At 44.0% G+C, this 13,955-nt stretch carries 11 protein-coding genes; 8 read left to right on the forward strand and 3 right to left on the reverse strand.

The window, feature by feature from the left end; genetic code table 11:
- Positions 1-153: 153 nt before the first annotated feature.
- On the forward strand, positions 154-696 hold the full coding sequence (locus LGO15_RS01780) for an SMI1/KNR4 family protein (RefSeq protein WP_226086442.1): 543 nt from the start codon (positions 154-156) through the stop codon (positions 694-696).
- Positions 697-732: 36 nt separating this feature from the next.
- Here LGO15_RS01780 and LGO15_RS01785 read toward each other — a convergent pair whose 3' ends face one another.
- From LGO15_RS01785 to plsY, 3 genes are all read right to left on the reverse strand, one after another.
- The gene (locus LGO15_RS01785) at positions 733-1,476 is read right to left on the reverse strand and encodes a hypothetical protein (RefSeq protein WP_226086443.1); all 744 of its coding nucleotides are present in this window, start codon (positions 1,474-1,476) and stop codon (positions 733-735) included.
- A gap of 126 nt (positions 1,477-1,602) precedes the next feature.
- On the reverse strand, positions 1,603-3,078 hold the full coding sequence (gene putP / locus LGO15_RS01790; protein WP_226087793.1) for a sodium/proline symporter PutP: 1,476 nt from the start codon (positions 3,076-3,078) through the stop codon (positions 1,603-1,605).
- Between the two features lie 192 nt (positions 3,079-3,270).
- A complete protein-coding gene (gene plsY / locus LGO15_RS01795; RefSeq protein ID WP_226086444.1) occupies positions 3,271-3,891 on the reverse strand; it encodes a glycerol-3-phosphate 1-O-acyltransferase PlsY in 621 nt (206 codons plus the stop codon).
- 548 nt (positions 3,892-4,439) lie between these two features.
- Between plsY and LGO15_RS01800 the strand changes: the two genes are divergently transcribed.
- From LGO15_RS01800 to recQ, 7 genes are all read left to right on the forward strand, one after another.
- The gene (locus tag LGO15_RS01800; RefSeq protein ID WP_226086445.1) at positions 4,440-5,381 is read left to right on the forward strand and encodes a diacylglycerol kinase; all 942 of its coding nucleotides are present in this window, start codon (positions 4,440-4,442) and stop codon (positions 5,379-5,381) included.
- A 908-nt stretch (positions 5,382-6,289) separates the two neighbouring features.
- On the forward strand, positions 6,290-6,841 hold the full coding sequence (locus LGO15_RS01805; RefSeq protein ID WP_226086446.1) for a cysteine hydrolase family protein: 552 nt from the start codon (positions 6,290-6,292) through the stop codon (positions 6,839-6,841).
- 236 nt (positions 6,842-7,077) lie between these two features.
- A complete protein-coding gene (locus LGO15_RS01810) occupies positions 7,078-8,553 on the forward strand; it encodes a nicotinate phosphoribosyltransferase (RefSeq protein ID WP_226086447.1) in 1,476 nt (491 codons plus the stop codon).
- A gap of 159 nt (positions 8,554-8,712) precedes the next feature.
- The gene (locus tag LGO15_RS01815; RefSeq protein WP_226086448.1) at positions 8,713-9,213 is read left to right on the forward strand and encodes an RNA polymerase sigma factor; all 501 of its coding nucleotides are present in this window, start codon (positions 8,713-8,715) and stop codon (positions 9,211-9,213) included.
- A complete protein-coding gene (locus tag LGO15_RS01820) occupies positions 9,200-10,180 on the forward strand; it encodes an anti sigma factor C-terminal domain-containing protein (protein ID WP_226086449.1) in 981 nt (326 codons plus the stop codon). Before LGO15_RS01815 ends, LGO15_RS01820 begins: the two co-directional genes overlap by 14 nt.
- Before the next feature lie 86 nt (positions 10,181-10,266).
- Positions 10,267-11,340, forward strand: coding sequence for an ATP-binding protein (locus LGO15_RS01825; protein ID WP_226086450.1), 1,074 nt, complete (start codon positions 10,267-10,269; stop codon positions 11,338-11,340).
- A gap of 123 nt (positions 11,341-11,463) precedes the next feature.
- On the forward strand, positions 11,464-13,596 hold the full coding sequence (gene recQ / locus LGO15_RS01830) for a DNA helicase RecQ (RefSeq protein WP_226086451.1): 2,133 nt from the start codon (positions 11,464-11,466) through the stop codon (positions 13,594-13,596).
- Positions 13,597-13,955 lie beyond the last annotated feature (359 nt).

Below are 13,955 nucleotides of genomic sequence, written 5' to 3' on the forward strand. Positions count from 1 at the left end.
TCGTATTCGAGTTTAACAGACTTAACGAAGAATACGTTTATTTCGTATGTTTTTTAGAAAAACAGCCTGGAAAGATCAAACCTGGAGATCCGTTTGAAATCTAGTCATTGGACAGGTACTATAACAGTTGATTAAAATCCAGGAGTTGTGATCATGTATAATAAAATCCTGCAAAAGATAGACAAGCTTTATCAAGATGACCGGAAAAAACTTAGGACTGGTACAATCCTATATGGAAATCTGTACGAAGACCGCTGGCAAACTCATATCCAAAAACCATTGACCTTTGAAGAGTTACATTCACTCGAAGAAGAGATAGGCAATGTGCCGGATGACTTTAAAGAATTCCTGTTAACGTCTAATGGCTGCTACTTGTTTGATATATTGAGGGTCGCAGGCAAACAGGACGGTTATAAAGGGATGACCATCGAGGAGCAGATTCATCAGCCAATTTCATTTCAAAATATCCCACCTTATTTACGCGATAGAAAACGCCTGGATGGCTTATTTGTGTTTGCGGATTCGATGGCCACCGGAACATTCTTTGTCTATAACGGAGAAGGCCAAATCCTTCAAATGGATATGAGGAGTTTTAAGCCAATTGATTCTTATCCAAATTTGATGGAATTACTGGAAGAAGTGTTCAAGGAAGGCGAGAGATTGGTTTTGAATAAGGACTATCTTGATTTTGATTAAGAGAGCATAAAGGCCCTGGCAAAAGGGCCTTTTACGTCAATCCAGACCATCATCCATTATGATGTTAAAGAGTGCTTCCTTATCCAATACTGAAATGGCAAGATGCGTATTAGTAAAGATCATATAGACTGGTGTTACGTTTGTCGTCAGTTCAGGATAACGCTCTTTTAGACTATTAATATCATCAGATATGTGGAAGGAATCAAGCTTAGCCTTTACTTCGTCGGGAATGTCATACTTTTCTGACTCTCCACGTGGAACAATGGCCAGTACAGAAAGTTTCTCAGGATTCTTCGATAGGAAATCATAGAAATCAGGCAGGTCTTCTATCGATAAGTTGACGAAATAGGTGCTGAAAGAATTGAATTCCTCATCCCAGCCTGCTGTGATCTGGAAGAGTATGTTCTGGACGGTCTGGCTTTTTGGTATCAGTATTGTATCGCTTTGCGCTGATAGTTTATCAGCACCAGGAACAGAATTGACCTGGTTAATCATGATTTGTTTTGGTTTTTTGTCTGCGGGGAAGGTTACAGTTAACTCCTGTCTTTCCTTGGCCTTGGATGGAATCGTTCCTGCCATCAGCTTAATTGGTTCTTCAGAAGTTTGCCTGGTTCCATGCCAATTGTATTCTCCTGTTACGACAGAAATTTTCTCACCTTCAATCGTTACAACGGGCAAGGGTGGCTTTTCTTCCTTATATAATTTATACCGATCCATGGCAATGAGCACGCTTAAAAACAGTACTGCAGATGTTCCGTAGATTAATAGCTTCTTCTTCATAACTTTTCCCCTCAGAGTTTTGTAATTCTTATAGAAATTCCACCTATCACATGTAATTTCCTGTAAGATTTTATCGAAAAATGAAATAAAAATACCACAGAGAAAGGATCTCTGTGGCATCGTTTTTTAAGATTTTAAGTTTTCAACACTCATATCAAATTCTTTTTCAATCTCAGGGTTTGGTTTGGAAGTTACCAAGCTGACAACAACAGAAATGATCAGGTTGATAATGAAGCCTGGGACGATTTCGTACATGACATCGCTAAGGCCGAAATTGCTCCAGATGACAACTGTAGTGGCACCGGCAATCATACCGAGGATCGCGCCCCAGTTGGTCATCTTCTTCCAATACAGGCTCAGGATGATGATTGGTCCGAACGCTGCGCCAAAACCGGCCCATGCATATGCAACCAGGCCAAGGATCGTGTCGTTCTGCACCCATGCAAGTGCAGCAGCGATGATCGCTACTACGAGTACGGCCAATCGTCCGAAGAATACGTATTGCTTATCAGATTTCTCTTTTTTGAATAAAATTTTGTATAAGTCCTCAGTCAGTGCGCTGGATGTAACGATCAACTGGGACGAAATTGTGCTCATGATTGCAGCGAGGACGGCTGCCAGCATGAGGCCGGCGAACAACGGATGGAAGAAGATTTGTCCGAGGACGATGAAGACTGCCTCTGGGTTATCCAGCTTCACATCAGGATTTTGTGTGAAATAAGCAAGGCCGATTAAAGCTGTCAGGACAGCCCCGATTAATGAGAAGATCATCCAGCCCATACCGATTCTTCTTGCACTCTTTGTTTCTTTTATTGAAGTGATTGCCATGAAACGGGTGATGATATGTGGCTGGCCGAAGTAGCCAAGACCCCATGCTGCAGTTGATATGATACCAAGTACAGTCGTGCCTTTGAATAAATCAAGCAATGTCGGGTCGATTGAACGGATGGTATCGAACGTTTCAGCAGGTCCCCCTGTTTTTGCAAAGCCGATAATCGGCACGAGCAGAAGGGCAAGGAGCATCATCATTCCCTGGATGAAATCGGTATAACTTACTGCCAGGAATCCGCCGAATAATGTGTAAGCAACGACGACTGCGGAAACGAGCACCAAGCCGGTATGATAATCGAGGCCGAAAGAACTTTCGAAGAAAACAGCTCCGGCGACCATTCCGGAGGAAACGTAGAAAGTAAAAAATAGAAGAATAACAATTCCGGATACAATTCTTAAAAGCTTTGTATCATCTTTAAAACGGTTTTCCAGGAAGCTTGGAATCGTGATGGAGTCATTCGCCACATGGGTGTATGAGCGAAGTCGAGGTGCTACATAAAGCCAGTTAAGATAAGCGCCGACGGTCAATCCGATGGCAATCCATGCATTCGCTAAACCGCTTACATAAATTCCTCCTGGAAGACCCATCAAGAGCCAGCCGCTCATGTCAGCCGCACCGGCGCTTAGCGCTGTGACTGCCGGACCAAGCGATCTGCCGCCAAGCATGTAGTCAGTCAGATTGCTAGTCTTTTTATAGGAATACCAGCCGATATAAAGCATCGCGGCCATGTAGATCCCTATGGCAATGATTTGATACATTTCATTGGACATCATCTTTCCCCCTTTGTTATTACGAAAAAAATATTAAAAAAATATTGCTAATACAATTAATATTCTATCATTTCGCACAAATGATTAACAATCTATTTTTTCTTAGAAAATACTATTCTTGAAATAGTAATTTACTTTAGTAATATACCTATAGGACAAAAAAGAACCATGGCCAGGTAGCCATGGTTAACGTTACATCTTAAGGTCTTTTGGAGGAAGGCGGTCACCTTTCACTTTTTTATCATTGATTTTCGGTTCCTTGCCGTCAAAAAAGTTTTGCAGATTCGAACGATGGAGGAAAATTAAAAATAAAATAAAAGCAGTAAAGATAAATGGTTCATCAATTTCCGGAGAGAAAAAGGAATAAACGAGCATCGCGATTCCCACTGAAATCGAACCCATGAACACATATTTGGTAAGTAAAATGACCGCAAAGAAGGTCACATATACAGCCAGGAACATTCCGATGTCAACAATCAGCAGCGCCCCTGCTGTCGTGGCGATTGCCTTGCCTCCGCGGAATCCGGCGAAAATCGGGAAGCAGTGGCCAATGACGGCAATCAAGCCAGCATATAGCGGCTCAACAGGAGTATCGAAAATCATCGGAAGAGAAGTCGCCAGCATCCCTTTTGCGACATCCACAAGAAGCACGACAATCGCGGCACGCTTCCCCATGACCCGCAATGTATTCGTCGCGCCAGGGTTTTTGCTGCCGTGATCCCTGATATCCACATGGAAAAAATATTTGCCAATCAATAATGCTGTAGGAATGGAACCAACCAAATATGCTGCCAAAAGACAGATCCAAGTCATATAGTGTCACCCTTTTAATCTAGTTAAAGAATTTTATTCTAAAATAGTCATGGTCAGAATGTTTTTTTAACGATTTTTAATCTTCTGTACAGGAACAAATCCATGGGAACTTTTATACCTTTTAGGACGTCTCTTCTATATATAAGGCACGTAAATGCTGCATTTTTTTGCAAAAGCAAGTGAGTAGTGACCAAACCGCTAAGGTGTTCAACCCTGTTAAACAATACTCATTGGAGGCTTGTCCAATTTTCAGTGTGTAAAACGGATTTTGGATATAAATCTGTACCTCTATATAACCGGTAAGGGTTTCCAATTTATGTAACCATTCTCTCTGTATTGTAAAAAAAAATGTGCATGAATGGAAGAGTTTTTCGAAAAATACGATAGTTAACATTTTAAATAAATCGTGATTCTTTTTTGGCAAATGGACAGAAAATCGTTTATGATATATCCCGTAGAATTGATATTGAGGTAATTGCCTGGATATCCATAATGGGCTATGATGTAAAAGAATGGAATATAATACGATATTAAGTAGGATGATGGGTATGAAAAGAGCAAGAATCATTTATAATCCGACTTCAGGTCGTGAAGTTTTTAAAAAGCATCTTGCTGAGGTCCTGGTGAAGCTGGAGAATGCCGGCTATGAGACTTCATGCCATGCAACGACAGGCGAAGGGGACGCGACGCAGGCAGCAAGGATAGCGGTCGAGCGACGCTATGACCTGGTGATTGCGGCTGGCGGAGATGGCACGATCAATGAAGTGATCAATGGAATCGCTGAACAGGAATACCGCCCGAAAATCGGTGTGATTCCGGTCGGCACAACGAATGACTTTGCACGCGCACTCCATATCCCAAGGGATATCGAGGCTGCGGTCGACATCATTGTTAGAGGCGAAACAATTCCGGTCGATGTAGGCCGAATCAACGATAAATATTTCATCAATATCGCAGGCGGTGGCAGACTGACGGAGCTGACATATGAAGTGCCAAGCAAACTCAAGACAATGCTAGGCCAGCTAGCCTATTATCTAAAAGGGATCGAGATGCTGCCATCCATCCGTGCTTCTGAGGTAAGCATTGAGTATGATGGAAAGCTGTTTGAAGGCGAAGTCATGATGTTTCTTGTCGGACTGACAAATTCTGTTGGAGGTTTCGAACGTCTGGCACCAAACTCTTCAATCAATGATGGATTATTTTCATTATTGATTTTGAAAAAGACAAACTTGGCCGATTTTATCAGAATCGCCTCGCTCGCAGTCCGCGGTGAGCATATCAATGACCCAGGTGTGATTTACACACAGGCAAACCGTATCAAGGTCCAATCGAAGGAAACGGTCCAATTGAACCTTGACGGTGAATACGGCGGCAACCTGCCAGCTGAATTCGAAAACCTGTTCAGGCACATTCAAGTTTATGTGCCCCTTGATGAAATCCGACCAGAAGACCGTCCCGAGAACCTGGAATTGAACTTTAAAGCAGAATAAACGGAAGCCACTCCTCGATTGGAGTGGTTTTTTTATTTGGGGGGATAGGGTATAGGAGGATATTATCAATTGCTTGAAATAAGACTAAAGTACTTACTATGACTTCGGACAAAACGAAGGAGAGAAGCAGGGGTTTTGTCTGAACCTAGTGTGACTTCGGACAAAACGAAGGGGAGAAGCCAAGATTTTGTCCGAACCTGGAGTGACTTCGGACAAAACGAAGGAGAGAAGCAGGGGTTTTGTCTGAACCTAGTGTGGCTTCGGACAAAACAAAGAGGAAAAGCCGTGATTTTGTCTGAACCTGGAGTGACTTCGGACATAACGAAGAGGGTTAGCAGTAGTTTTTGTCTGAACTCGGTGTGGCTTTGGACAAAACAAAAAGGCAAAGCCGTGATTTTGTCCGAACCTGGAGTGACTTCGGACAAAACGAAGAGGGTAGCAGTAGTTTTTGTCCGAACTCGGTGTGACTTCGGACAAAACGAAGGAGAGAAGCAGGGGTTTTGTCTGAACCTAGTGTGGCTTCGGACAAAACAAAGAGGAAAAGCCAGGATTTTGTCTGAACCTGATGTGACTTCGGACAAAACGAAGAGGAGAAGCAGGGGTTTTGTCTGAACAAGGCATGACTTCGGACAAAACGAAGAGGAAAAGCCAGGATTTTGTCCGAACCTGATGTGATTTCGGACAAAACGAAGAGGAGAAGCCAAGATTTTGTCTGAACAAGGCATGACTTCGGACAAAACGAAGAGGAGAAACCAAGATTTTGTCCAAACTCGGTGTAACTTCGGAAAAACCTTGCCGGTACCAGTCTTTGCATATTAACAAAATATCCTGGCGGTATGAAAAATTTGCCTGTAAATCATATTTGGATGAAAATAAAAGATAATAATATAAAAGGATGTGGATACATAATGGGGAAGAAGGCGTTGGTCAATATCGATTATACATATGACTTTGTTGCGGATGATGGCCGTCTGACTTGCGGAGAGCCAGGGCAGGCGATTGAAGAAAAGCTTGTCGGAGTGACAAAGGAGTTCATCGAAAATGGTGACTATGTTGTTTTCGCGATTGATGTCCATGATGAGGGCGATGAGTTCCATCCGGAAACAAAGCTGTATCCACCGCATAATATCCGCGGTACGAAGGGAAGGGACTTGTACGGAAGCCTGCAGAATGTTTATGAAGAGAATAAGCATCTCGATCATGTGTACTATATCGATAAAACGAGATATTCAGCGTTCGCCGGTACTGACCTGGAGATAAAACTTCGCGAGCGGGGAATCACTGAAGTCCATCTCGTCGGTGTGTGTACGGATATTTGTGTCCTTCATACAGCGGTGGATGCTTATAACAAAGGATTTAAGGTTATTGTTTATAAAGATGCTGTTGCTTCCTTTGACCAAATCGGCCATGAATGGTCGCTCCGTCATTTTGAGAGTTCGATTGGAGCGGAGGTCAAGTAATGCGCAATGAGTTATAACTGCTCGGTTAGAGCGGAGGACAAGTAAAGCGCAACGAAGTTATCACTGCTTGATTAGGGCAAGATTATGTAAAACGCAACGAAGTTATAACTGCTCGATTAGGACTAGATTATGTAAAACGCAACGAAGTTATAACTGCTCGAATGGAGCCTGATCAAGTAATACAGACCGGCGTTTTGTCAGCTACCTATTGATGGCAGTAAATTGGAGGTTTTTTGATGAGCACTAAATTCAGAGACGACAGCTTGATGCTGCATACGGACTTATATCAATTGAATATGATGGAAACGTACTGGCGCGATGACGTTCACAATCGCCGCGCGGTGTTTGATTTATTTTTCCGGAAGCTTCCTTTTGGAAATGGCTATGCCGTTTTTGCCGGACTTGAAAAAATCATCAGCTATATCGAGAATTTTGGCTTCACAGAAGATGATATTCAATATTTGAGAGAGGAAGGAAAGTTCGATGAGGATTTCCTTGCCTTTTTAAAAGACCTGCGTTTTACAGGAAGTATCCGTGCGATGCAAGAGGGGGAGATTGTTTTTGCCAATGAGCCCCTGGTAAGGGTAGATGCACCACTGGTTCAAGCGCAATTGATTGAAACGGCCCTGCTTAATATCGTCAACTACCAGACGTTGATTGCGACAAAGGCTTCACGGATCAAACAGGTGGTAAAGAACGAAATCGCGATGGAGTTCGGCAGCCGCCGTGCACATGAAATGGATGCTGCACTCTGGGGCACGCGTGCTGCATATGTTGGAGGCTTTGATTCTACCAGCAATGTACGTGCGGGAAAGTTATTCGGGATCCCGATTTCCGGAACGCATGCTCACTCAATGGTTCAGGCATACAGAGATGACTACACCGCGTTTAAAAAATATGCGGAAACGCACAGGGACTGCGTTTTCCTGGTCGATACATATGATACGCTGCGGTCAGGGGTGCCAAACGCGATCAAAGTGGCAAAGGAATTCGGCGATAAAATCAATTTCATCGGAATCCGTCTCGACAGCGGCGACCTTGCTTATCTTTCAAAGGAAGCTCGTAAAATGTTGGATGAAGCCGGCTTTAAAGATGCAAAAATCGTAGCATCCAGCGACCTGGATGAGTATACGATCATGAACCTGAAAGCCCAGGGTGCGAAAATCGATACTTGGGGAGTCGGGACGAAGCTGATCACAGCATACGAACAGGCTGCCCTTGGCGCTGTTTATAAAATCGTTTCAGTCGAGCGGGCAGACGGAACGATGGAGGACACAATCAAGATTTCGTCCAATCCGGAAAAAGTAACGACGCCTGGCATTAAAAATGTGTACAGAATCATCAACAAAGCCAACAATCGTTCAGAAGGGGACTACATCACGCTCGAAGGTGAAAATCCGCAGCAGGAAAAGCGGCTGAAGATGTTCCATCCAGTCCATACTTTTATCAGCAAATTCGTCACCAATTTCGACGCGAGGGATTTGCATCATGATATCTTCAATGAGGGCAAGCTTGTTTACACCCAGCCGAGCCTGGAAGAAGTCCGCCAACATTCAACATACTGCTTAGGCGTTCTTTGGGAAGAATACACACGGATGCTCAACCCCGAAGAATATCCAGTCGACCTCAGCCAAAAATGCTGGGATAACAAAATGCGCAATATAGAAGAAGTGAAAGAGAAGGTCATGGAGATGACTGGAGAAAAACTGTAAAAAGTGATGACTGCTTTCCTATGGTGAAAGCAGTCTTTTTTATATCGATTGAACCTCATCCTTAGGCAGGTTCTTTTTTTATTGGAAAAATAAACAAAAAACTTATCCGGATGTGTTAACTTTTCATTAGGATAAACGTTATGTATGCGGGAGGTCGGTATGGGAGATGTAAATCAAGATCTTAATCATGAGCTGAACATTGTCTATCGGTACCTGCTGAAGCAGGGGATTGCCCATGTCGATGCAGAGGACATTGTTCAGGAAACCGCATATAAATACTTGCTTTTTAATGATTCGATCCAGCCGGCGAAAACCCGCAGCTGGCTGATTCGAGTAGCATTGAATTTCCATTATGACCAATGCCGGAAGCTTAGGCGAATCGAGCTTAATATGGAGAATGAACAGCACACATCCAATAGTGAGGAACAGCCTGAAGCAGCCATTTTAACAAAGGAAAATAGAAATGAGCTTGGAGAATTGCTGAGCCGGTTAAAGCCGCAATACCAGGAGTTATTATTATTGAAGTATCAGAGCGGGCTTTCTTACCAGGAAATAGCGCAATTATTAGGCATTAGTGTAAGTTCCGTCAAAACGAATTTGTTCAGGGCCAGGCAGCGTTTAGCTAAGGTATTAAAGGAGGCAGCCTATGACAGAGAATAACAGAGAAAAATACTCGCAGGATATTGACTTTATGAGCAGTCCTTCCATGCAGAGAGCTATAAAGAAATCGAGAGTGAAGCAGACCATTAAGTACACATTCATCGCATTCCTTACATCCGCAGTATTGTTGACTGTGATATTTGTTGGCAGTGATTATCTCCTGAATAAAAGACTGCGGGATAATCAGAATCATATGGAACGCATGGTGAAGGGCGCAAATATTTCTGGAGAAAGCACTTATTATATCCATAATCTCTTCAGCGTCTTAGGGGAAACAACTTATTATAAGAAAATTGGCGGCCGGCAGATTGTCTGGGATAAAACAACAAAGAAAATCCCTGTATTCGGCCGGATCCAAACCATCCACCGCGGCAGCGGAATGGTTACAACGGATTCCATGGACGAAGAAGCGAAAAGGACGGTCCGTTATAATGATTATAATAACGAACGGAAGATTGATTTCTATTATCCGGGCCTGACATATGACTATCTGCCAAAGGAATTGGATCTTGCTGCTGGTTTGGACGAGAATATGCTTGTTGAGGTTGCCCTGTCTTTCAAGGAGCCGATGACATTGGATCAGCTGAGCAAAACGCTTGGACACGAAAATGTCAATTGGCTATGGGTGGATACGACGACTGAACCACAAAGGGCAAGGATGAATGATGAACTAGATGCTGACGGTTTAAAAGTGAAGGGCGGCGGCAATGCTTTTGGGTTCGAAGTGACTGAAGAGTACCCTTATTCAGCAAGTAACGGCCAAGGGTATCTAGCTGCCTTAGAAGGAGCAAGCGAATCAAGCGCTTCTGTTAAAGAAGCCCTGAAAGCGGTTAAGGCCAATGCCAAAAACGGTGAACTTCTAATCAGCGGGGCGGTTGTTACGGGAACCCCGGAAGAATTGCAGCGTTTCAGGAAGCTGGATTTTATCAGGGCATCGGTACTTGGAGTGACAATTGATAAATATTAACCATCACTATTTCCCTGTTTTTTAAAGGATTTCCCCTAGCTATAAAGAATTATTAGGGAACGAATCTTTTCTGAGGGTGTTGCTGTGTGAATCATCAATGTAATGCAATCGATTATGAACAATTCATACCTAGGGAAACAGGCTTTATTTTCAAGTTTGAAAAAGTAGGCAACACTTTTATCCATACATTCATTGAGGGGAAACTAATCGAAAAAGTGGGTCTCTGTCCTGAATTTATTGTAGGAAAATCTTTGTTTGAATTCCTTCCGCCTGAGCAGGCTCAGCGCAAAGAGCTTTTTTACGAAAAGGCCTGGAATGGCGAAAATGTTAACTATGAAGGCAGCTTTGGGGAAGTCCAGTACTTAGCCATCCTGAATCCGGTATGCCATAACGGGGTGACGATTGAAGTCATCGGGACAACCATTGATATAACAAAGGAGAAAATAAGGGAGAAGCAGGCCCAGCAAATGGAGAAGCTATCTGTAGTCGGGGAACTGGCAGCGGGAATCGCGCATGAAATCAGGAATCCGCTCACATCCATGAAAGGCTTCGCTAAAATTGTCAAAGAAAGTGTTTCGGATCAAAAGTTGATTCCATACCTTGATATCATGATGGATGAGATGGAGCGAATCAATCAAATCGTCAATGAGTTCATGTTCATTGCCAAACCGAAAGAAAATGTTCGTTTTCAAAACACAAACGTAAATAAATTATTGAGGGACTGTATCCAATTCATGGGACCGCAGGCCAATTTGAAGAGCATCAATATTGAATTGGAAGCAAAAGTACAAATCAATTTGAATTGTGATGGGAATCAGATAAAACAAGTCCTGATCAATCTTCTGCAGAACGCGATCGAAGCCACGGAGAACAATGGCCATTTCATCGGGGTAAGCTTGGAAGAGGCTAGTGCAGATGCCGTTATGATCACCGTCTCTGATAAAGGCTGCGGAATACCGGAATCAAGATTCAATCGCCTTTTTGAGCCTTTTTATTCAACGAAGGAAAAAGGAACAGGATTGGGCTTGCTCACCTGCAAACGGATCATCGACCTTCATCAAGGAAGCATTGATATTGAAAGCGAACCTGGGGCAGGCACGACTATACGGATTGTGCTGCCTAGAAATCGAAATGTAGAATCCATGTTGAATGCCGAATAAATAATGCCATGCTTCTTTTCGGAGCACGGCATTTTTGCTGTCGTTCCATAAGACTTATCTGTTAAAATGGAAGAGCAACCCCTTAATTCCCCACATTTTCTCACTGAAAGGAGCCACCTCGCTATGCTGCAAAAAGCCCATCAATTATTGCAAGATCATTTCGGTTATTCTTCATTCCGGTTGGGACAGGAACAGGCAATTTCCTATGTGCTGGAAGGAAAAAATACAGTCTGCGTCATGCCGACTGGAGGCGGTAAATCGATCGTTTATCAAATCCCGGCTCTCGTGCTGCCAGGGACCACCATCGTGATTTCTCCGCTGATTTCCTTGATGAAGGACCAGGTAGATACGCTCGTCCAGCTAGGCATTCCAGCGACGTATATCAACAGCTCGCTTACTGCCGGAGAAGCTGCAGCGCGAATGGATGATGCAAGGAACGGAAAGTACAAGCTGTTGTACATAGCTCCAGAGCGGCTAGGGTCCTGGGAGTTCATCGACGACCTGCAGGACATGGAAATTCCTTTGATCGCCGTCGATGAAGCGCACTGTATCTCGCAGTGGGGCCATGATTTCCGGCCGAGTTATTTGCAGATTTCCGGACTCGCTGACCGTCTGCCGCGAAAACCAATTGTACTTGCCTTGACGGCAACAGCAACACCGAAAGTACGGGAAGACATTTGCGCTTCGTTAAAAATAAACCCTGAGAATACGGTCATTACAGGGTTTGAGCGAAGTAACCTGAGCTTTTCCGTTGTAAAGGGCCAGGACCGCCAGGCGTATTTAAGGGATTTTATCAAAAAGAACGAAAAGGAAGCCGGCATCATTTATGCGGCGACAAGGAAAATCGTCGATCAGTTGTATGAATGGCTACAGAAGGAAGGTTTCAATGCCGCCCGCTACCACGCAGGCATGAATGATGAAGACCGGAACAGCGAACAGGAGCGATTTTTACAGGACGAGGCGTCTGTGATGGTTGCGACTTCGGCTTTCGGAATGGGAATTGATAAGAGTAATATCAGGTACGTTCTCCATTTCCAGATGCCGAAAAATATGGAAAGTTACTATCAGGAAGCTGGCCGTGCCGGTCGTGACGGCTTGGACAGTGAATGTACCGTGCTGTATTCATCACAGGATGTCCAGGTTCAGCGCTTTTTGATTGATCAGTCTGCTGATCGGGAACGAATTGCGCCTGAGTTGGAAAAATTGCAGCAAATGGTCGGATACTGCCATACCGAGGAATGCTTGCAATCCTATATCCTTCATTATTTTGGCGAGACAGAGACAGAGCCTTGCGGACGCTGCGGCAATTGTACCGATTCCCGCGAGACAGAAGATGTCACGAAGGATGCGCAGATGGTGCTTTCATGCATCATCCGGATGGGCCAGAAATACGGAAAGGCCATGACGGCTAATGTATTGACGGGCTCGCGGAATAAAAAAGTCCTTGAGTTCCGCCTGGATAAATTGCCGACTTATGGACTGATGAAGGACCGCAATGCCAAGCAGGTCAATGACTTGATTGAGTTCCTGATCTCCCAGGAGCTGATCGGCGTCGAGCATGGGACATACCCGACGATTTATGTGCCGGAAAAAGGGAAGGATGTTCTGCTCGGAAAAACGCAGGTCTTCAGGAAGGAAGCGGTGCAGGTCAAGCAGGTTTCAAACGATGATCCATTGTTTGAAGAACTGCGTGAGTTGCGTAGAGAGGTTGCCGCTGCGGAAAAAGTAGCGCCATTTATGATTTTCTCCGATTCCTCATTGAAGGATATGTGCCTGAAGCTGCCGCTGACGGATGCGGAGTTTCTCAAAGTGGCTGGTGTTGGAGAACACAAGCTGCAGAAGTATGGTGCCCCATTCATTCAGCTGATTATCGAGTTCTGCGAGAAGCATCCCGAGCGCCAGCCAGTGATGGGTGCTGTATCGGAGCCAGTAAGGAAACCGGCGAAAAAGACTATCGGTGATTCCCATCTGGAAACCTACAAGCTGCATCAGGAAAAAAGATCCGTAGCCGAGATAGCCTCAAAGCGCGAGCTGGCAGAAAGCACGGTCGAAAACCACCTGATTCAGTGTATCCAGCAGGGAATGGAAGTCGACTATGACGTGCTGATTCCTTCTGGGTATATCGACGACCTCGAACAGGCCGTCGCAGAAGCAGGACGTGACAAGCTCAAGCCCATCAAGGAACTGCTGCCCGATGACGTCAGCTATTTCATGATCAAGGTATTTCTCTATATGTCTAAGAAAAAGGTACATTAGGACGAAGCCCGCGGGCTTCGTCTTTTTTGGCTTTAATGTAAATGGAAATTGGAATTCTTTTAAGGATGTTCCCTATTTTATCGGCACAAAAAGTGAATTTAATGGAACCGTGAAACATTGGTCAGTGCCCGTGAAAGAGAAGATCGAGAGAGCACGGTCACAAGAAGTGGGTGACCAGTTTATCGTCACGTAAATGGCTTTAAATTCCCCCAAAAAAATAGCATCCTCTCAAATTATCGTCACTGCACTCCTCTCTATATGCCCTCCTCCAACCAAAATAGAATTAAATATCTTAATAAAATACTTTTCTGAAAAATTAAAAATGGTAAAATATAACTAGTGTCGAAAAAAGGTGGTGT

The sequence above is a fragment of the Mesobacillus sp. S13 genome (assembly GCF_020422885.1).
In the GTDB taxonomy this organism is placed as follows: Bacteria; Bacillota; Bacilli; order Bacillales; family Cytobacillaceae; genus Mesobacillus; species Mesobacillus selenatarsenatis_A.